The organism is Xanthomonas sp. WHRI 10204, assembly GCF_040202875.1.
In the GTDB taxonomy this organism is placed as follows: domain Bacteria; phylum Pseudomonadota; class Gammaproteobacteria; order Xanthomonadales; family Xanthomonadaceae; genus Xanthomonas.
The window spans coordinates 229,329-249,075 of the sequence record NZ_JBEGDW010000004.1 but is presented as its reverse complement, the minus strand read 5'-3'; the positions used below and the strand labels follow the sequence as shown (position 1 = coordinate 249,075).

The 19,747-nt window shown below is 66.3% G+C and carries 18 protein-coding genes; 11 read left to right on the top strand and 7 right to left on the bottom strand.

Annotation, left to right across the window (positions count from 1 at the left end):
* Positions 1-316: 316 nt before the first annotated feature.
* Complete coding sequence (locus ABQZ00_RS21335) at positions 317-2,683, bottom strand: S9 family peptidase (RefSeq protein WP_323539064.1); 2,367 nt, start codon at positions 2,681-2,683, stop codon at positions 317-319.
* 933 nt (positions 2,684-3,616) lie between these two features.
* Here ABQZ00_RS21335 and ABQZ00_RS21330 point away from each other — a divergent pair.
* Positions 3,617-4,960: an AMP-binding protein gene (locus ABQZ00_RS21330; protein ID WP_323539000.1), complete on the top strand. Its 1,344-nt coding sequence runs from the start codon at positions 3,617-3,619 to the stop codon at positions 4,958-4,960.
* A 57-nt stretch (positions 4,961-5,017) separates the two neighbouring features.
* Here ABQZ00_RS21330 and ABQZ00_RS21325 read toward each other — a convergent pair whose 3' ends face one another.
* Entirely contained in the window at positions 5,018-5,368 is a 351-nt protein-coding gene (locus tag ABQZ00_RS21325) for a hypothetical protein (protein ID WP_323538999.1), read from the bottom strand.
* 212 nt (positions 5,369-5,580) lie between these two features.
* On the bottom strand, positions 5,581-6,588 hold the full coding sequence (locus ABQZ00_RS21320; protein WP_323538998.1) for a chorismate transformation FkbO/Hyg5 family protein: 1,008 nt from the start codon (positions 6,586-6,588) through the stop codon (positions 5,581-5,583).
* Between the two features lie 588 nt (positions 6,589-7,176).
* On the opposite strand from ABQZ00_RS21320, the gene xanC reads away from it, so the two are divergent.
* The 10 genes from xanC to fabG all read left to right on the top strand — a co-directional run bounded on the left by xanC (position 7,177) and on the right by fabG (position 14,996).
* Entirely contained in the window at positions 7,177-7,446 is a 270-nt protein-coding gene (gene xanC / locus ABQZ00_RS21315) for a xanthomonadin biosynthesis acyl carrier protein XanC (RefSeq protein WP_011260626.1), read from the top strand.
* A gap of 37 nt (positions 7,447-7,483) precedes the next feature.
* A complete protein-coding gene (locus ABQZ00_RS21310; protein WP_082473429.1) occupies positions 7,484-8,167 on the top strand; it encodes a COG4648 family protein in 684 nt (227 codons plus the stop codon).
* Positions 8,168-8,220: 53 nt separating this feature from the next.
* Positions 8,221-8,970 (top strand): lysophospholipid acyltransferase family protein, encoded by a 750-nt coding sequence (locus tag ABQZ00_RS21305; RefSeq protein WP_323519806.1) that lies wholly within the window; start codon positions 8,221-8,223, stop codon positions 8,968-8,970.
* Positions 8,971-8,981: 11 nt separating this feature from the next.
* On the top strand, positions 8,982-9,269 hold the full coding sequence (locus ABQZ00_RS21300; RefSeq protein ID WP_055847000.1) for an ApeI family dehydratase: 288 nt from the start codon (positions 8,982-8,984) through the stop codon (positions 9,267-9,269).
* Positions 9,266-10,240, top strand: coding sequence for a lysophospholipid acyltransferase family protein (locus ABQZ00_RS21295; protein ID WP_055847003.1), 975 nt, complete (start codon positions 9,266-9,268; stop codon positions 10,238-10,240). Before ABQZ00_RS21300 ends, ABQZ00_RS21295 begins: the two co-directional genes overlap by 4 nt.
* A complete protein-coding gene (locus ABQZ00_RS21290) occupies positions 10,164-10,811 on the top strand; it encodes a LolA-related protein (protein WP_323538997.1) in 648 nt (215 codons plus the stop codon). Before ABQZ00_RS21295 ends, ABQZ00_RS21290 begins: the two co-directional genes overlap by 77 nt.
* A gap of 133 nt (positions 10,812-10,944) precedes the next feature.
* Positions 10,945-11,169: a hypothetical protein gene (locus ABQZ00_RS21285; RefSeq protein WP_323538996.1), complete on the top strand. Its 225-nt coding sequence runs from the start codon at positions 10,945-10,947 to the stop codon at positions 11,167-11,169.
* Positions 11,159-13,525, top strand: coding sequence for an MMPL family transporter (locus ABQZ00_RS21280; protein ID WP_323538995.1), 2,367 nt, complete (start codon positions 11,159-11,161; stop codon positions 13,523-13,525). The genes ABQZ00_RS21285 and ABQZ00_RS21280 overlap by 11 nt, the downstream gene beginning before the upstream one ends.
* Complete coding sequence (locus tag ABQZ00_RS21275; RefSeq protein WP_115563321.1) at positions 13,512-13,949, top strand: hotdog family protein; 438 nt, start codon at positions 13,512-13,514, stop codon at positions 13,947-13,949. The genes ABQZ00_RS21280 and ABQZ00_RS21275 overlap by 14 nt, the downstream gene beginning before the upstream one ends.
* Positions 13,950-14,258: 309 nt before the next feature.
* Positions 14,259-14,996: a 3-oxoacyl-ACP reductase FabG gene (fabG, locus tag ABQZ00_RS21270; RefSeq protein ID WP_323538994.1), complete on the top strand. Its 738-nt coding sequence runs from the start codon at positions 14,259-14,261 to the stop codon at positions 14,994-14,996.
* 198 nt (positions 14,997-15,194) lie between these two features.
* On the opposite strand, the gene ABQZ00_RS21265 is transcribed toward fabG, so the two are convergent.
* The 4 genes from ABQZ00_RS21265 to ABQZ00_RS21250 are packed head-to-tail and all read right to left on the bottom strand — an operon-like array spanning position 15,195 to position 19,601.
* Positions 15,195-16,817, bottom strand: a complete 1,623-nt coding sequence (locus ABQZ00_RS21265; protein ID WP_323538993.1) for an NAD(P)/FAD-dependent oxidoreductase — start codon at positions 16,815-16,817, stop codon at positions 15,195-15,197.
* A complete protein-coding gene (locus tag ABQZ00_RS21260; protein WP_323518144.1) occupies positions 16,814-17,635 on the bottom strand; it encodes a glycosyltransferase family 2 protein in 822 nt (273 codons plus the stop codon). Before ABQZ00_RS21260 ends, ABQZ00_RS21265 begins: the two co-directional genes overlap by 4 nt.
* Entirely contained in the window at positions 17,632-18,405 is a 774-nt protein-coding gene (locus tag ABQZ00_RS21255; RefSeq protein ID WP_323538992.1) for a beta-ketoacyl synthase chain length factor, read from the bottom strand. The genes ABQZ00_RS21260 and ABQZ00_RS21255 overlap by 4 nt, the downstream gene beginning before the upstream one ends.
* Positions 18,405-19,601 carry a beta-ketoacyl-[acyl-carrier-protein] synthase family protein gene (locus tag ABQZ00_RS21250; protein ID WP_323538991.1) on the bottom strand — a complete coding sequence of 399 codons (1,197 nt, stop codon included), beginning with the start codon at positions 19,599-19,601 and terminating at the stop codon, positions 18,405-18,407. Before ABQZ00_RS21250 ends, ABQZ00_RS21255 begins: the two co-directional genes overlap by 1 nt.
* Between the last annotated feature and the right edge of the window lie 146 nt (positions 19,602-19,747).

Below are 19,747 nucleotides of genomic sequence, written 5' to 3'. Positions count from 1 at the left end.
GCAGAGGGCGAACGCATGAACCCTCTGCCGGTCCTGCGCCAAGCTTAGAGCCACTTGCGTAGGGAGAGGTGAGTGCAACGCAACCGGCGTGCGTGCTGGCTGAGCGACGCGTTGCGCTCGGCCCGATTGCCGCAGGCGTCTGCAGGCTGCGGCGATCGCTTCCTGACAAGGCGGCGAGCATTTTTCGCCCACCACGAGCTTCAAATGCGCATCTGTGACGGCGCCAGCGATGTAGCGCCTGGAAACGCTGCACCCGGCACTGCAACCATCTGTCGGTGTCAGCAACGCCCGCCTTGCAACGGGCGCAGTGCGTCGGTCAGCGCTGTGGCTTCACCTGCTCGTTGAACAGCTTGAGGATGCGCTTGTACTCGTCCAGCCATGCATCGGCCCGGGTAAATCCATGACGTTCCAGCGGATACGGCGCCACCTGCCAGTTGTCCTTGTGCAACTCGATCAACTTCTGCGTCATGTCCACCGAGTCCTTGAAGAACACGTTGTCGTCGATCATGCCGTGCGCGATCAGCAGATGGTCCTGCAGCCCGTCGGCGTAGTTGATCGACGAGGAGGTCTTGTAGGCCTGTGGATCGAGCTCGGGCGTGTTGAGGATGTTGGAGGTGTACTCGTGGTTGTACTGCATCCAGTCGCCCACCGGCCGCAGCGCCGCGCCGGCCTTGAAGGTGCCGGGGCTGCGGAACAACGCCATGTACGTCATGAAGCCGCCGTACGACCCGCCGTAGATGCCGGCGCGTGCGCGGTCGCCCTGTTTGGTGGCGACCAGCCAGTCCAGGCCATCCAGATAATCCTCCAGCTCCGGATGCCCCATGTTGCGGTAGATCGCGGTGCGCCAGTCGCGGCCGTAGCCTTCCGATGCGCGGTAGTCCAGATCCAGCACGATGTAGCCCTGCTGCACCAGCAGGTTATGGAACATCTGCTCGCGGAAATACGGCGTGTAGCGCTGCGACACGTTCTGCAGGTAGCCGGCGCCATGCACGAACATCACGATCGGATACTGCTTGCCCGGCTCGGGAGTCTGTGGCCCGTAATACTTGCCCCAGACCGTGCCGGCGCCGTGTTTGGACGGCACCTGCACGTACTGCGGTGCGATCCACGTCTGCGCCTTGAAGGCCGGCGTGCGCGTGTCGGTGAGCACAGTGGCCTGACCGCCCGCCGCCGGCACCACCGCCAGTTGCGGCGGCAGATAGGCGCCGGAGTAGCGCACCAGCAACTGCTGCCCATTCGGCGACAGGCTGAAGCCTTCCACGCCGTTCAAGGCCGTCACTTCGGTGAGCTGGTCGGTGCGCAGATCCAGCTTGCACACCTCGTAATCGCCCGGCCATTTCTGGTTGCACAGGAAATACATGCCGCTGCCATCGGCGCTGGGCACCGGCATCGACACTTCCCACTTGCCACGGGTGCGCTGACGCGGCTTGCCGTTGCCTTCCACCGTGTACAGCTGCGAATGGCCGGATTCTTCGGAGAGCAGCCACAGCGTGCGGTTATCGGCTAACCAGCCGAAATCGTTGAAGTCCCAGTTGATCCACGCGCTGTCGCTCAGCCGATGCCGCGGCTGCAGCTTGGCGCTATCCAGATCCACGCTGGCGATCCAGCGGTCCTTGTTGTCCACCGCGCGGATTTCCACCGCCACATTGCGGCCATCGTCGCTCCAATGCACCGCCGGGCCGCTGCCGTCGCCATCGCTTTCCACGCGCACCGCGCGATTGCCCTTGAGCGCGTCGCGCTTGGCGGCCTTGCGCAGTGCAGCCAGCGGGTCGGTAGCGATGCCGGGCAGCGCATCGAAGGACAGCTGGCGCGCGCTGCCTGCGACCACATCGACCAGCCACAGTGCATGCGCCACCGGGGCATTGCGACCGACGCGGGAGCGGGTTTCCTGGAACTCTTCGTAACCGGATTCGGTCACGTACTTGGGCATCTTGCCGGCCTGGCCTTCGTCGGCGTTCTTGGCCTGTGTCACCACCAGCAGGTGGCGGCCGTCCGGCGACAATGCGCTGTCGACGATCTCCACCTCATCGCCCAGATACACCGGCGCTGCTGCGCGCGTGGTGTCGGCGCGGCGCCAGGCATCTTCCTGCGTGCGCAGCGCATCGCGCTGTTCGCGATCGCGACGCAGCGTGGCCAGCGTGGCCAGTTGCTGCTCGCGCAAGACATCGGCCTTGGGCGCGGCCTTGGGATCGCGCTCGGCCTTGACCACCGCCACCTGCGCGGTGCCGCCATCGGCCTGCCAGTGATACCAGTTGTTGCCTGCGCGCCAGATCGCACCGCCATCGCTGGCGAATTGCGGACGCGATTCGACCTCGTTGCTGCGGGTCAGCTGAGTCAGCGCGCCCGAGCGCAGATCCCGCAGGAAAATATCGCCATTGCGTGCGAACAGCATGCGCTGACGGGTGGCGTCGTAGCTGGGGTCGGCCGCATCCAGGCCGGCGCGCGCCGTGTCGGCCACGCGGTCTGCCGCTGCGCCGTCGATGCCCTGGCGATAGGTATCGCGCACCGGGCTGCCATCGCGCTTGAGCAGGTACTGCACCTGCTTGCCATCCCATTGCCACCATGCCTGATCGACCGACGGCCCGATCCAGTCCGGATCGGCCATCACCTGTTCGATGGTGAGCGGTGCGGTGGGCTGCGCATGCGCGGTGGCAGTCAGCAGCAGAAGGGTCAACGGCAGCAATCTGGGCATCGGAAACAACTGGACGCAAATGAGAGCGCGCAAGCCTAGCAGTTCGCATCTGCGGCAGGCTTGGGCCACAGGTCATGCGCGGGCGGCGTAACGCGGGGGTGGTTGCATGGCGGTGGTGCCAGACGGACGCGACTGTTATGTGTTTGCTGCACGTCATTGCAGTCGCAGTGCGTGGCACTGCGGCGTTGCGCCGAATGACGCTGCGGTATGCACGGCGTCGCATGCACGCATCACCGTGCGCTTGTGGCGGGTTAAATGCTTCAGCGCCATCGTCGGCGGTCACTGCGTACGCTGCGTTGCGTCATGACGCGTTCTTTCTGTCTACCGCCTCTGTCTGCAGTAGGCATTGCGAGAGGCTGAAAGGCCACTGGCGGATAAGTGCGCGTGGATGTTGTGGGCTGCGGACGTTGCACGTTGCCGATGACGGCGCTCCAGCTGCGCGTGTGCCCCGCCATTGGAGTCGCGGTTGTCACGGAGGCATGTCCGGAGCGCAGTGAGCGAACGCATCGTCCCTATACGCATAGGCCGAAGACCCGCGGTGAGTCTGGTGCCGGCAGGTGGCTGTACCGTCGCATGCAATGCTCGGCCACATATGCATGGTCGCCAACACCAGACGGAGATTCTGCGCACCTCAGCGCCCGATTGTTGAAAGGTGCTTGGCGTGCGACTGAGCTAACACAACAATGCAGTAGCGGTTCTAGTGATCAGTATCGAAGCCTGCGATCTCCGACGTGAGCGCGCGCACGTCAGACGGCGCGGACCCATTGCAGGATTTACCGGCGCAGCCATCCAGGTCCCGCGGTTGCCCGTCTGCCATCTGCGCCAGCTACGCGTCGCGGCCCCGGACAGCAACCGGAAACCTCCCGACTTGCCAGCAGCCCGGGGGGCGGCCAAGCTAGCGCGCTTTTGCGATTGTCGATGCACATGTCCAGCCTGCCTGCTCCCGTTGTGTCCCATCCCATGGCCGTCGGCGCGCCTGGCCGGCCGTTGGCGTGGCGCGCGGGGCAGTCGGTGGATCTGGCGACCTTCGTCGCGCATGTGCATGGCCTGGCGCAGCAACTGCCGGAGGGCCGCCATGCGGTCAATCTGTGCGAAGACCGCTACCGCTTCATGGTGGCGTTCTATGCCTGCGCGCTGCGCGGTCAGGTGTCGCTGCTGCCGTCGTCGCGCGCGCCGGCGGTGGTGGGCGAAGTGCAGGCCGGTCACGCCGATGCCTACTGCCTGGGCGATCTGGCGTTGGAGCTGGCGCCGCCGCGCTACTGGCAACTGCCGGACGCGCTGCCGCAGGCGGACGGCCCGATTCCGCAGCTGGCCGACGATGCACTGGTGGCGATCGGCTTCACCTCCGGCAGTACCGGTCGCCCGCAACCCAATCCCAAGACCTGGGGCAGTTTTCTGACCAGCACCCGGCAGGATCTGGTCGCGCTGCAAAGCCTGTGGGCGCACACCGACGTAGTGCCGCACGTGGTGGCCACGGTGCCGCCGCAGCACATGTACGGCATGGAATTGTCGGTGTTGCTGCCGATGGTGACCGAGCTGGCAGTGCACGCGGGCCGCCCGTTCTTCCCGGACGATGTGGCACGCGCGCTGGCCGATATTCCCGCCCCGCGCGTGCTGGTGACCACGCCCGTGCATCTGCGTGCCCTGGTCGAATCCGGGGTGGCATTGCCGCCGCTGGCCGGCATCGTCTCGGCCACTGCGCCGCTGGCACAGGAAGTTGCCGCCGCAGCCGAAGCGCGGTTTGGCGGTGAAGTGCGCGAGATGTTCGGCTCCACCGAAACCTGCGTATTCGCCGTGCGCCGCACGGCACTGGAAGCCGCATGGACCCCGCTGCCCGGCGTGCGTCTTGAAACCCAGGCCGCAGGCACCTTGGTGCATGCGCCGCATCTGGCCACGCCGGTGTTGCTTGCCGACATGATGGACGTGGCCGACGACGGCACTTTCCAGGTGCGCGGACGCCAGGCTGATCTGCTGGAAATCGCCGGCAAACGCGCGTCGCTGGCCGACCTCACCCGCCGTCTGCTCGCCATCCCCGGCGTGATCGACGGCATCATCGTGCAGCTGGCGCCGGACGCAGGTCAGTCGGTGGGCCGCATCGCCGCATTGGTAGTCGCCCCGACCCTGGACGACGCGCAGATCCTGGCCGCATTGCGCGTCAGCGTCGACCCGGTATTCCTGCCGCGCCGCCTGCGCAAGCTCGCCGTTCTGCCACGCAACGAAACCGGCAAACTGCCGCGCGATGTGGTGTTGGGGTTGCTCAACGGCTGAGCGAGTTTGGGCAATGCCCTTTGCAGGCCGATGCCAACGGCTGCGTGAGTGGATTGCTCACTGACCCGGTATCGGATGAGCGCAGAGGTAGGCCGAGAAACGCGTCAGCAGCTGAGTTTTCTGCATCGCCTCCAAGGTCGCATGCACTTGGCAGGCCAATCCGTTCTGATCCGCACAACGCGCATCCGCCGTGTTGAACGCATTCAAGCGCATGCGATCACGCTGCGTCAGCTGCGCCTGAAACTCGTCCTGCGCAAAATCCAGATCACCTGGCGTGATCGATCTGATCCGTCGGGCAGGGCAGCGCCGATCTGCCTGATCTGCCAGCGCTTCGAACGCCGCTTGTCCTGCGTATTTCTGCGATCCGGCAGGGCTTGCGGTCGCCAGGAGAATTGCGAGAACAAGCATGCTGTCTCCGCGAGAGCGTCGTCTGCTCGACTGAGCGCACGATCTCACCGATGTCGACGGTCTGCCAGCGCCTACGCCATGCATGGTCAGTGGCGAGATGGGTAGCAGCCTGGCCGCGAGCAATGCGGTATCTGCGCGATACATGCCGCACCCGGTTTTCACGGAACTACCGGCGGTCACAATCTGCGGCACGCCGGCAGGCACAGCATCACTCAGCCGTGCACACCATCGATCTCCACCGCCAGCTCATCGCGGCAGATCACTGCGTGCAGCAGCAGGCGCGGCACCGCGTCGCCAAAGCGGGTGTCCAGGGCCTGCGCGACCTTGGCCAGATCGTCCTGCTCGCGGACATACACCTTCAGGCGGGTGCCGGCACCGAACTGCGCGGGCAGCGCTGGTGCGTGCGTGCGTGCGGCGCCGAGCAGGGCATCGAAGTTGGCGAAGGTTTCTTCCAACTGCGCCAGCAACTGGCCGGTATGCATCGAGGCATGGCCCACCACCGCGGCAGTGCCTGACAGCAGCAATGGCATGTCGCTGCCGGCGGGCGGCAGCATGGCGCGCGCAAAACTCGGCGGCTGCGGGCCGTATTGCCGCGGGTAATTGTAGGCGCTGACCTGGCGCGGATTTTCCAGTGGCGTGCCGGCATCGGCGGCGGCCAGCCAGTAGATCTGGATGATGCGTTCGGCATCGCAGCGGCCCACCGCAGTGGCAGCCGGCAACTGCGCGACGTCGAAAGCGCCCAGGCCACGCGCGCGGCCCACGCAAAACTGGCGATAGCGCTCACGGTCGCCACTGCCCAGGGTGATGGCATCCAGGTAGTTCCAGATGCGCAGCAGGCGCGGTGTGGCGCTGCCGCTGACGAATGCGGTCAGCTCTGCATAGGCCTTGGCGGCGGCGTCTTCGATATCGACATCCTGCTCGTCGATTTCGATCACGCCGAACTGCAAATGCCCATCGCTGGACCAGGCGATATTGCCGTCGCGGCCACTGCGCACCAGCGCATCGGTCCGCCACACCTCCAGCACATCGGCCCGATACGGCTGCAGCGGCACGCGCAGATAGCGCGGGTCGTCCAGGCGCGGCGCGGCATCGCCGAACCCGAACACGGCCAGCACCTGCGGATCGGTCAGCAGCGCCGTGGGGTCGGTCCGGTCGACATAATCGACCTGCAGGCGGGGATGGCGCAGCGGCTGCGCGGTCTGGGCCGGGGAAACAGTCATTGAGTCTCTCGTTGCAAGGTGGTGCCGTCGAAGCCGTGCGTGGACAGGCGCCGACGTGGGCGCCACACCTGCCGCACGTACGGCATCGTCGATAGGAATGTCAGTGCTGGGATGGCGTGGACTGCGCGCAGAGACTCGCCGATAGGCAGGCGAGGGTGCAGCACCTGTACGTGCCGCAGCATCGCCCTACCGAGGCAGGCAGGCGTCAGCGCTGCTGTACAACCAGTCGGGCCGCCGCCCCTGATCAGAATAGCCGGACACTGCGGTCCGGGAGCCGGCCCGGCTGCCGGCTTGGCGGTCGGGGTGGGGCGCACAACGGTGGAAGTCATCCTGAAACGAACCTGCAGCGGGCGAGCGTCATGCAGTCATGATAGCCTGACCGGCGGCCCGGACATCTGTGCTGCGGCCGAGATCCACGCATGCCGACCAACGCAAGGACAGGGCGATCGCCGGCCGCGCCGCGGGCCCGGTGCTCGGAATCGACAGGTACGCCACGTACACTGCCGGCTCGACGCGCCGTCCGCCACCGGCCGCACGCTGTCGGTGGCCTGCTCCGACTTTGACCGACCCTTACCCTGGAACTTCTGGATGTCCTCGCAAACCGCTGCCGAACGTGAACTGGCCGAACTCCTGGTCGAAAGTCTGAACCTGGAAGACGTCCAACCCGCCGACATCGATCCGGAGGCGCCGTTGTTCAACACCGGGCTGGGGCTGGATTCGATCGATGCGCTGGAACTGGCGCTGGCGATCAGCAAGCGCTATGGCTTCCAGCTGCGCTCGGACAACGACGAGAACCGTCGCATCTTCGCGTCGCTGCGCGCATTGTCGGCGCATGTCGAAGCCAACAAGACCGTCTGAGGTTCCGACCGCCGCGCCCAGCGATGCCCCGCCGTGGGTGCTGGGGCTGGGCGTGCTGCTGGCGGTGGCGTACTCGCCGCTTGCCCACTGGGCCAACGCCAGCCACCGCTCCGACCTGGCCGTGATCGCCGGCGTCATGCTGGTGCTGATGGTGTTGATCGAGCCGATGGTCGCGCGGCGCGCGTGGGCCTGGGCGCTGGCGCTGGTGAGCCTGGCCGGCCTGGGCGCGTTGTGGCATTCGCCGCACGCCATGCTGGTGCTTGCGGCGCCGCCGGTGGTGTTCACCGGATGGGTCGCCTGGTTCTTCGGGCGCAGCCTGCGGCGCGGGCGCACTCCGCTGATCACCCGCATCGTGGAAGGCCTGTACGGCCGGGCCGGCATGGCGGTGACGCCGGCGCAATTGCGCTACACGCGTGGGCTGACGCTGGCCTGGGCGCTGCTGTTGTGCGGGCTGACCCTGCTCAACCTGGTACTGGGCCTGTGCGCCGAACCCAGTGGCGTGCTGGCGCAATTGGGTTATGCCTCGCCGCTGCCGATCAGCGACGAACGCGCCTCGTTGTTCGCCAATTTGCTGGTGTACGGCGTGGTTGGCGGGTTCTTTGTCGGGGAATATCTATTGCGCGGGCGCTGGTTTCCGCAGCGCCCCTATCGTAACCTGCCAGACTTCTTGCGCCAGATGGCGCGGCTCGGGCCGGACTTCTGGCGCGATCTGCTGCGCTGAGTGCGTGGCCAGGGGCAGCGACGTACGTGCACAGTTTCGGGGACAAAACAAAAATGCCGTTGGCAAGGATGCCGTCGCGCCTGGCGTGGGGTGTATTCAATCTGCTGCAATTGGCCTTCACGCTGACGTTTACCGCCGGCGGGATCGTGTATGCGTTGGTGCTGCTGGCGATCACCCGCGATGTGGATCGCCTGCTGCGCATGGGCGGCTGGATGTGGTCGCCGGTGCTGTTCCGCGGCGCGGGCGCCAAGGTGATCGTGGAAGGGCGCGAGCGGGTCGACTGGTCCAAGAACTATCTGTTCGTCAGCAACCACCAGTCCATCATCGATATCTGCGCCTTGTTCTACGCCCTGCCGGTGCCGCTGCGGTTCCTGCTCAAGGAAGAAATGCTCAAGGTGCCGTTCGTGAACTGGTATGCGCGCGCCACCGGCATGCTGTTCCTGGACCGCGACAGCCGCCGCGCCGGGGCGCTGGTCCGTCGGCAGGCGGCCGCGCTGCTGCGCGAGGGCAAACAGTTGTGTCTGTTTCCCGAAGGCACCCGTAGCCGCAGCGGCGAATTATTGCCATTCAAGGCCGGGCTACTGCAGGCCGCTATCGATGCTGGTGTCCAGGTTGTCCCGGTGGCGCTGGACGGTTGCGGCAAGGTGCTGCCGGTGGATGGTGTGTTCAGGGTGCGTCCCGGCATCATCCGCGTGCGCATCGGCGAGCCGATCGCGGTCACCGGGCCGGATGCACCGGATCGCCAACAATTGACCGAGCAGGCACACAAGGCCGTGGCTGCAATGCTTCAACCCAGGATCTGAGTTCCGCGCTTATGGATTTCGTCGTGCCGCATGATCATCCCTGCCTGCCCGGGCACTTTCCTGGTCGCCCCGTGGTGCCTGGCGTGGTCGTGCTCGACCATGTCCTGCAGGCCGTGGAAGCGCTGCATGGCCCACGTGCCGCGGCACGGCTGCCGCAGGTGAAGTTCGTGCAGCCGTTGCTGCCCGGCCAGACCGCGTCGGTCATGCTGGAAGGCGACGGCCCGCGCTGGCGCTTCCGCGTGCAGCGTGCCGGCGAGGTGCTGGTCAGCGGCGAACTGGTGGCGGAGGCCGCGGCATGAACAAGCATTGGAAACAGCGTCCAGAAGGTGGCGGGCGCTTCGCGTTGTGGCTGATCCGCGGGATCGCACGGCATGCCGGGCGCTCGGTGGGGCGCGCGCTGCTGTACCCGATCACGCTGTACTTCCTGCTGGTGCGTGCGCCCGAGCGCGCCGCCTCGCGCGCCTATCTGGCACGCGTGCTGGGGCGTCCGGCCAAGCTGCGCGATGTGGCGCGGCATATCCATACGTTTGCATCGACCATCCTGGACCGCGTGTACATGTTGTGCGGGCAGATGCAGCGCTTCCGCGTCGACATCACCGGGCTGGATCAACTGCACACGCAGATGGACCGCGGCCGCGGCGTGCTGATCTTCGGCTCCCACCTGGGCAGTTTCGATGCGCTGCGCGTACTGGCGACCGAGCGCCCGGACGTGCAGGTCAAGGTGGTGCTGGACAAGGCCCACAACCGCGCGATGACCGACCTGCTGGGCGCGCTGAATCCGCAACTGGCCGCCAACATCATCGATGCCGGCATGGATGCGACCTCGATCGTCATGGCGATCAAGGATGCCACCGATGCCGGCGCACTGGTGGCGCTGCTGATCGATCGCCCGCGCGAAGGCGACCCGGCGTTGCCGGCGATGTTCCTTGGCCGCAATGCGATGTTTCCGACCTCGCCGTGGTTGATCGCCGCCGCGCTCAAGGTGCCGGTGGTGCTGGCGTTCGGCCTGTATCGCGGTGGCAATCACTACGAGCTGGCATTCGAGACCTTCAGCGAAGGACTGGATGTGCCGCGCAGGCAGCGTGCGCCGGTGCTGGCGGTGCTCATGCGCGATTACGCGGCCAGGCTGGAACATTACACACGCTACGCGCCGTACAACTGGTTCAACTTCTACGATTTCTGGAACACCCACCATGCCGATGCGCCGCACCCTGCCGTGGATGCTGATACTGCTGTTCAGCGCCGCACCGCTATGCGCCGCACCGCCTGAGGCCCTGGATGTCGGCCAGGTGCTGCAACGCCTGGCGCGCCCGGTGCCAGCCAGCACCGAGTTTGTCGAACTGCGCGGCTCTGCGCTGCTGAAAACCCCGCTGCGCGTGCAGGGCCATTACCGTCGCCCGGATGCGCAGACGTTGGTGCGCGAGGTGAGTGCGCCGTATCGCGAAACCACCACCTTGCGCGGCGACGAAGGCGTGCTCGAACGCGAGGGCAAAGCGCCACGCAAGTTCGCCTTGAGCCGCGTGCCCGAATTGGCCGGGTTGAAGTCCGGCTTCGGCGCGCTGCTGTCGGGCGATCGCGCGCTGCTGGAGCAGCAGTATCGCCTCAGCGGGCAAGGCACAGCGCAGGCATGGCAACTGACCTTGCAGCCCAAGGACGCCGCAGTAGCCAAGCAAGTACGCGAGCTGCGTCTGTACGGCAGCAACGATGAGCTGCGCTGCATCGAAAGCATTCCGGCCAAGGGCGATGCACAACGCACGCTGCTGGCCGGCGCGGCACGTGCGGCTGCCAGCGTCAACGACGCTGCTGCGCTGACCACGCTCTGCCACGGCCCGGGCGCGTGACCACGCGCGGGCAGGTCTTGCTGCTAGCCGTCGTCAAAAACGCCAGATCGCGCGCTTGCAACCAAGTTGCCGGCGCCCTGCTAGCCGATGTCGTACGCGACTTGAGCGTCGCCCGTTGCAGTGAGGCAGTTGCATGCCGTTTGAATTGAACGCAAACCGTCGCATTGGGCTTGCCTTGTTGTGGCTGGCATTGCTGGTGGTGGCCGGATTTTGGTTGAGCGAGACGCTCAAGGTCACTGGCGATTTGCGCAAGTTCATGTCCGCCCTCCGCAGAAAAAAAGCACCGGAGTTGCCCCAGGCCGCGCGCGCGGCCGGTGGACGTCCAGCCATTGCAGTGAGGCAGTTGCATGTCGTTTGAATTGAACGCAAACCGCCGCATTGGGCTTGCCTTGCTGTGGCTGGCCTTGCTGGTAGTAGCCGGATTCTGGTTGAGCGAGACGCTCAAGGTCACTGGCGATCTTCGAAAGTTTATGCCCGCCCCGCGTACGCCTGCGCAAAAACTGCTGATCGAAGAACTCGGCGAAGGCCCGGGCTCGCGGCTGTTGCTGATGGCCTTGTCCAATAGCGACCCGGCCACCCTGGCCGAGCAATCGCAGCAACTGCACCAGGCATTGGCCGCGCAGCCGGCGCTGTTCGAGCTGGTCGGCAACGGCGGCACTGCGGGGTTGGAGGCGATTCCGGAGCGCTTGCTGCCGTATCGCTATCTGCTTAGCAACAGCTTCGATACCGCACCGCTGGACGCGGCGACGCTTGAAGCGGCGCTGCAGTCACGCGTGCAGGATCTGGGTTCGCCGGCAGCGGCGATGGTGGAGCCGCTGTTGCCGCGCGACCCGACGTTGGAAGTACTGCATCTGGCCGAGACCCTGCAGCCGGCAGCCGCACCGCAGACGCGTAATGGCGTGTGGTTCGATCGCGCCGGTACTTCGGCGCTGTTGATCGTGCAGACGCATGCAGCCGGCTTCGATCCCACCGGCCAGCAGCTGGCCTACGACGCCGTGCAGGCGGCGTTCGCCACAGTCAGCAAGGGCACCACGACGCAGCTGACCTTGACCGGCCCAGGCGCATTCGCGGTGGAAATCACCGCACGCACCCAGGGCGAATCGCAGTGGATCGGCACGCTGGATACGGTGGGTCTGGTGCTGTTGCTGATGATCGCCTACCGCAGCTGGAAGATCCCGGTGCTGGGCGTGTTGCCGCTGGCGAGCGCGGGGCTGGCCGGCCTGGGCGCGGTGGCGCTGGTGTTCGACGGCGTGCATGGCATCACCGTGGCATTCGGCTTCACCTTGATCGGCGTGGTGCAGGATTACCCGATCCACTTGTTCAGTCATCAACGCCCCGGCCTGGATCCGCGCGACAACGCGCGGCATTTGTGGCCGACGCTGGCGACCGGCGTGGTGTCCACCTGCATCGCGTATGTGACCTTCCTGTTTTCTGGCGTGGATGGTCTGCGCCAGCTGGCGGTGTTCACCATTGCCGGTCTGGCCACTGCGGCGGTGACCACGCGTTGGCTGTTGCCGTGGCTGATCGACCCGGCCCCGCGCGACTATGCCGACTCGCGTCTGTTGGCAACGCTGTGGCGCTGTATCGCGCGGCTGCCACGGCCACGCATCAGCCTGGCGGTGATCGCGGTGATCGGCATGGCGGTGATCGCATTCGCGCCCGGCCAGTTCTGGCAGAACGATCTATCCAAACTCACCCCGGTGCCGCCCAAGGCGTTGGCGCAGGACACCCACTTGCGTCAGGAACTGGGCGCGCCCGATGTGCGTTATGTGCTCGCGCTGCCTGCCGCCAACGATGAAGCGGCGCTGCAGGCCAGCGAATCCCTGCGGCCGCGGCTGGATGCGCTGGTACGCGACGGCGCCCTGGCCGGCTACGACATGGCCGCGCGCTATCTGCCCAGTGCCAAGACCCAGCAGGCGCGTCAGGCGGGGTTGCCGGATGCAGCGCAGGCGCGCGCGCTGACCGAGCGCGCGGTGGCGGCCACACCATTCCGCAGCGATGCGTTCGCGCCATTCCTGCAGGATCTGGATGCCGCCAAGCGCGCGCCGCCGCTGCTGCCGAAGGATCTGATCGGCTCGCCGCTGGCCACCTCGGTGGGCGGCTTGCTGCTGGGCCGCGGCGATCGCACGACCGCCCTGGTGTCGCTGACCGGCTTGCATGATCCGGCGGTGTTGGCTGCGGCGCTGCAGGGCAGTGGCGCGCAATTGCTGGATCTCAAAGACGCGTCCGAATCGCTGGTGGCCGCCTACCGCGGCCGCGTGCTGGGCGCCCTGGGTGTGGCGGCGTTGCTGCTTGCGGTGACGGTGGCGATCGCGTTGCGCAGCCCACGTCGTATCGTGCGTGTGCTGTTGCCGATGGCGCTGACCACCGTGTTGATCCTGGCGATCCTGCGCGGCATCGGGGTGGAGCTCAATCTGTTCCACTTGATCGCGCTGATTCTTGCCGCAGGCTTGGGCCTGGATTACGCCTTGTTTTTCGATCACGCCGGCGACGATCACGCCGATCAGCTGCGCACGCTGCATGCATTGATTGTCTGCAGCCTGATGACATTGCTGGTGTTCGCGCTACTGGCCGCCTCCAGCATCCCGGTGCTGCGCGCGATCGGCAGCACGGTGGCACTGGGTGTGTTGTTCAATTTCATCCTCGCGTTGCTGGTGTCGCGCGAACCGGCACTGGAGCGCACACGCAATGGAGAATCGCATGCAGGGACGTGACGCAATCGCCGCCTTGATCCCGCATCAGGGCAGCATGTGCCTATGGGATGAGGTGGTGACCTGGGACCCGCAGCGGATTGTGGTGCGTAGTCACGCGCATTGCAGCGACATGCATCCGCTGCGTGCCGATGGACGTCTGCGCGCGCTGCATCTGTGCGAATACGGCGCGCAGGCCATGGCCGTGCATGGCGGCCTGCTGGGGCGAGAGTCAGGCAAGCCGGTGCGCCCGGGCATGCTGGTTGCGCTGCGTGCGGTGGAATTGCATGTGACGCATCTGGAGGCATTGCCCGATGCCATCGAGTGCGAAGCGCAGGTGCTGATGCAGGGCGAGGACAGCCAGCAATACAGTTTCCGTCTGACCCATCAGGCGCAGCTGCTCGCCGAAGGCCGTGCCACGGTGATGCTGGGTGCCGCGCAGGCGTAGCGCGGCCGACAGACAACACATCAATTGCGCGCATCGCCATGCGGGCGCGGCCGGTGCTTGGTGCGGCGTGGCGCGCGTGCGTTCCGGTTCCGAGCGCGTCGTTCTTCATCTGACGATTGCTCGCTACGTGTTGTGGCCGTACTTGGCGGCCTTACCTTTCGTAGCGGCGCACATGCGTGCGCTGCGGCGGCCCGATGATGCGGATTGCGCGCGATGCCTGCAGCGATGGACGCGGCAGGTTGTTCCTGCGCTGGCTGCGAATCGCTAGGATGGTGGCTTCCTGCTGCAGCTGGTTTTGACGAGACGTCCATGAGCACACCCATTCCACAGCGTCGTGCGTTGGTCACAGGCGGCAGCGGCGATCTTGGCGGTGCGATCTGTCGCCATCTGGCGGCGCAGGGGCGGCACGTGATCGTGCATGCCAATCGCAATCTGGTGCGTGCGCAAGAGGTGGTTGCCGCCATCGTGGCCGACGGCGGTAGCGCCGAAGCGGTGGCCTTCGATGTGGCCGATGCGCAGGCCAGCGGCGCGGCGCTGGAGAACCTACTGGCGTCCGGCCCGATCCAGATCGTGGTCAACAACGCCGGCATCCACGACGACGCGCCGATGGCGGGCATGAACGCCGAGCAGTGGCATCGGGTGATCGATGTGTCGCTGCACGGCTTCTTCAACGTCACCCAACCGTTGTTGTTGCCGATGGCGCGCACGCGCTGGGGACGCATTGTCAGCGTGTCGTCGGTGTCGGCAGTGCTGGGCAATCGCGGGCAGACCAATTACGCCGCAGCCAAGGCGGCATTGCATGGCGCGACCAAATCGTTGTCGCGCGAGATGGCCAGCCGCGGCATCGCCGTGAATGTGGTGGCGCCGGGCGTGATCGAAAGCGACATGGTCGGCGAAAATTTCGCGCCCGAGGTGATCAAACAACTGGTGCCTGCCGGGCGCGTCGGCAAACCCGACGAGGTCGCCGCGCTGGTCGCCTTCCTGTGCTCGGAGTCTGCCGGTTACATCAATGGCCAGATCATCGGCATCAATGGTGGCATGGGCTGATTGCCTGACGTCCAGGCTGCTCCGTTGCGCGCGTGGCTAGCTGCGACGACGGCGCTGATCGAAAGCACATTGCGCTACAGCCGATAGCGTCCGAGTGTCATCGGCTTTACAGCCGATCTCATCGATCTTCATGTCGGATCGCATAAGCATGACGCGCGCTCAAGAAAAACGCGCCGTTGCCGGCGCGTTCGATCGGCTTTACGCCGCGTCCGCGTACCACGTCGCCGTCAGGATCGGGTCGCCGCTGGCGTTGGCGGTCAGCGCGTCCAGCCCGTGGTCGGGCAGGTCGGGGTGCCGGTGGCGTGCCTGCTGCAGGATCTCGCGTGCCAGCACCGCCATCTGCGCCACGTTGGTGTGGATGCGTGCGGCAAACGCGTCGTCGTCCAGGGTGTCGTGCAAGGCGCCATTGAGCTCGTTGAACCAGCCGATCAGATACTGGTCCAGCAGACGGCCATCGCTGGTAGCGATGCCTTGAGCAGTGTTGTGCACGCCCCAGTCGTGCAGCACGCGCTGCATGGCCAGGTTCATGTCGCGCGCATAAAAGAAGTCGGCTTTCATGCGCGACAACAGGCTCAGGTCGGCGATGCGTCCGGAACAGAACAGCGGCGCCAGCAACGACCAGTAGTAGGTGTAATCCCAGATCACCTTGACCGGCATGACCTGCTCGTCGCCGAACAGCGCGTACTGATCCTGATACAGGGTCAGGGTGTTTTCGTAGAACGAGAAATACAGTTGCTCATACAGCTCGGTATACGGGCTGAGCGACCTGCCGGCGCGATCGCGGCCGATCAGTTCGCAGATATAGGTATTGGAGATGGCGATGAAGTCGCTGCCCGGCGAATAGAACGGGTCCAGGAACACCCCCGCCTCGCCGGTGAGCGCCCAGCGCTGCGACGAGAACACCTGTTTACAGCCATACGAAAAATTGCGCAGGAACAGAAAGTCCTGCAAGCGGTAGTCGGCCTTGTCCAATGAGGCGGCGACCTGCGGTTGATGCAGGCGCAGCCAGTCCATGGCTTTTTCGTGCGTGTTCATGGTCTCCAGCGGGTGCATCTGCGCATCGCAAACGATACCCAATGAATGCGCACCGGACGACAGCGGGATCAACCAGAACCAGTAACCGGGCCCACACATGTGATTGGTGGAACGCCAGCGATCCGGCGGCGTGCAGCGCTGCAGCCAGCTGCTGTCCTGCGACCAGCCGTTCGGGTCGATCAGGCCTTCCACGCGCCACCACACCGCATTGGCGTTGTGTGCGTTGTCCTGTGCCAGGCCCAGCTTGCGCTTGAGCAGGCCGGCGCGGCCACTGGCATCGACCACCCAGCGCGCGCTCAGCGTGCCCTGCTCGCCGGCATGCTCGTAGCGCACCGCATGATCGGCGGCGTCCTCGGACAGATCCACGCCCTTGACGCTGCAGTTGTCCAGGAACGCGATGCCCTGCGCGCGGGCGCGCTCACCGAGGAAATTTTCGAAGCGGCCGCGGTCGATCTGCCACGACGGTGTCGGCAGGATCTGGCTGACGCCCAGCTCGGTGCAGCGGTCGATGTCTTCGCGTTTGTCGGAGAAGAAAAAGCGGAAACCGAACTTGCGGATCTGCTCGGTCTCCAGATGCTCGCGCAGGCCCAGCACGTCGGCAAAATAATGCGCGCCGATCTCCACCGTGGATTCGCCCACCTTGAACGCTGCCTCGCGCACCGGGTGCGCACGGCGCTCCAGCACGGTGATCGCAAGCTCCGGATCGCGTTGCTTCAATTGCAGGGCCAGGCTCAGGCCGGCCAGACCACCACCGGTGATGACGACATCGCGACGCTGTGCATTCATGGGGACGGGTTGCTCTTGGTAGCCGCGGGCACAGTAGCAAATTCGCCGTCGGCATCGTCAATGATCACCGGGTTGGCGCGCACGTTGCGGTATTCGCGCCAGATGTGCCCGTAGGTCCAGGCCTGCACGACCACGTGCGAGGTGATGTTCCATAGGTCGCGCACCAGCCGGAAATGGCTCTTGCGGAAGGTGCCCGGCGCGCTTCCCGCGTAGCGGGTTTCGATCGGCACCGCGACCACCCGTGCGCCGGCCTGGCGTGCGGCGGAAATCAGCAGCTGCGCTTCGAACACGAAGCCTTCGCCGGACACGTTGGGCAAGGTGAACACCGAGGCCGGATACAGCCGTTGGCCGCTCTGGCTGTCCACCAGTTGAAAACCGCAGGCCCAGGCGATGCCCCAGTCGCCGAAGTCGTTGCCGATCCGGCGGATGGTGGGCTGGGTGGCGCGCTTGCGCATGCGCGCGCCGACGATCACGCAGCCGGGGTGGCGGTTGGCTGCGGCCAGCAGGCGCGGAAAATCGGCAGCCTTGTGCTGGCCATCGCCGTCCATGGTCATCACTGCGCGCATGCCCATTTGCTGCGCCTGCGCAAAGCCGCTGCGCAACGCGGCGCCCTTGCCCATGCGCTGCGGATGGCGGATCAGGCGCACCGGCAGGTCGGCGATGCAATCGGCGGTGCCATCGTCGGAACCGTCGTCGATCACGATCACATGCGAGCAGTAGGTCAACGCATCGGTGACCACTTCGCGGATACGCAATGCCTCGTTCAAGGCCGGCACCAGAATCGCGGTGTCTTCGCGGGTCAGCGGTACCCGGCTCATCGCTGCAGCTCCACACGCAGCACCCGGCCAGGGCCGGCATAAAGGGCGGCGCTGTCGCCGTGGCCGGCCAGCAGCACGAATAGCGGCAGCATCGGCGCCATCGCATTGGCGGCGCCATGGTGCGCCAACGCGCCGTCAGCGGGAGATGGCGCGCCATCGTCCAGCCACGCTTGCAGCTGCGGCTTGCCGGTCTGGCCAGCGCTGCCCAGCACCAGCGCGCCACCGAGCAGGCCCTGGCTGGGCGAAATACGGCCGAGCGGTCCCACCGAGCGCGCGTCGTAGCCGGCCAGCAGCACCGCATCGACGCCAGCGGTGAGCTGCACCAATGCTTCCAGCAGGCCTTGCGCGAAACTGGCGTCGTGGGCGCTGATCGCCGTGGCCGGGGTCATCGCGCCGGCACCGATGGTCCAGTAGCCCGCTGCGGCGTTGTGCACCGAGTTGTGGAACTTGGTCGGCGAGATCGCCAGCGGGTCGCTGGCCAGCGTGGTGCACATGTAATCGGTGATGGCCAGATCGCCGTGCGTGGAGGTGAACACCGACGGCAAGCTGGCAGGGTCGCGGCCGGCGGCGGTGCAGGCCGCCAGTGCGGCTTCCAGCGACACCGCCACCGTATCCGGCGCACGGCGGCGCTCGTTGGCGGCCAGCAGCTGCGGCGCCGGACGTGCGGGCGTCTCCTGCAGCGGGCCGCCCTGCATGAAGGCATGCGCGGCCTCCCAGTTGGGCAAGCCTTGGGTCCAGAAGCCGATCCCTTCGATGGTGGCAGTCAGCATCAGCGTGCCCGCCCGAACAGCAGCGAACAGTTGTTGCCGCCAAAGCCGAAGGAGTTGTTCATTGCGTAATCGATCCGGGAATGAGCGTTGTCGAAGCGGATCTGCGGGCCGCAGGCGGGGTCGGGCACCGTGCTGTTGAGCGTGCCCGGCAGCACGCCGTCGCGCAGCGCCAGCAGGGCGATCACCGATTCGACGATGCCGGCCGCGCCCAGGGTGTGGCCGGTCCAGGCCTTGGTCGAGCTGGCGTGCAAGGTGTCGGGGAAGATCGCCGCCACCGCTGCCGCTTCCACGCTGTCGTTGGCCGGCGTGGCGGTGCCATGCAGGTTCAGATAACCCACCGCTGCCGCGTCCAGGCCGGCGCGTTCGAGCGCGCCGCGCATCGCCAGCTGCGCGCCCAGGCCCTGCGGATGCGGGGCGGACATGTGGTGCGCATCGCTGGATTCGCCATAGCCGTACAGCCACAACGTCGCATCCGGGGCGGCGGCGGTGCGTTCGACCAGCGCAAAGCCACCGGCTTCGCCCAGGCTCAGACCGACCCGGCGCGCGTCGAACGGCTGGCACGGCTCGGGGGCGACCACCTGTAGCGAGTTGAAGCCGAACAGCACGCTGCCGCACAAGGTGTCCACGCCGCCCACCAGGGCCGCGTCGATCACCCCGGCCTCGATCAGCCGCGCCGCCTGGGCAAACACCTTGGCACTGGACGAACAGGCGGTGGCCACGGTCACGCTGGGGCCGCGCAGGCCGGTGGCGTGCTGGACGAAGTCGCCCAACGAATGCGGGGTGTGCACGATCGGGCGGTCCAGATCGTCCGGAAACCGCGCGCCATCGGCGTCTTCCACCAACCGTGTATAGGCCTCTTCGCTGGCGCCGATGCTGGAGGTGGAGGTGCCGATGATCACCGCCACGCGTTCGGCGCCGTAGCGCTGCGCGGCGGCCTGCACGGCGTCGGCCATGCCGTCCTGCTGCAGGGCCAGCCAGGCCAGCCGGTTGTTGCGGCAGTCCCAGCCTTGCAGCGCAGCGGGCAGGACCACCTCTTCCACGCCGTCGACGCGGCCGATCCAGCATGGCAGCGGGTGTGGCCCGAAATCGTTGTAACGCAGGCCGCTGCGGCGCGACTGCAGCGCGGCGGCCTGGGCCGCGAGCCCGGCGCCGAGCGCGGTGGTGGAGGTGTAGGCGGTGACGGCGACCGGGGCCATCTGGGACGAATGCTGCGCTTGGCTCACGATGGTCTGGCTGGCAAAAAGTGCTCGCAGTATATCGGTGGCGTACGCCAGCCCCGTCGATGGCGCAACTGAACGCGCCGGTCATGTCGCTGACGTGGCTGGGATTTTTCGCAGCGGCC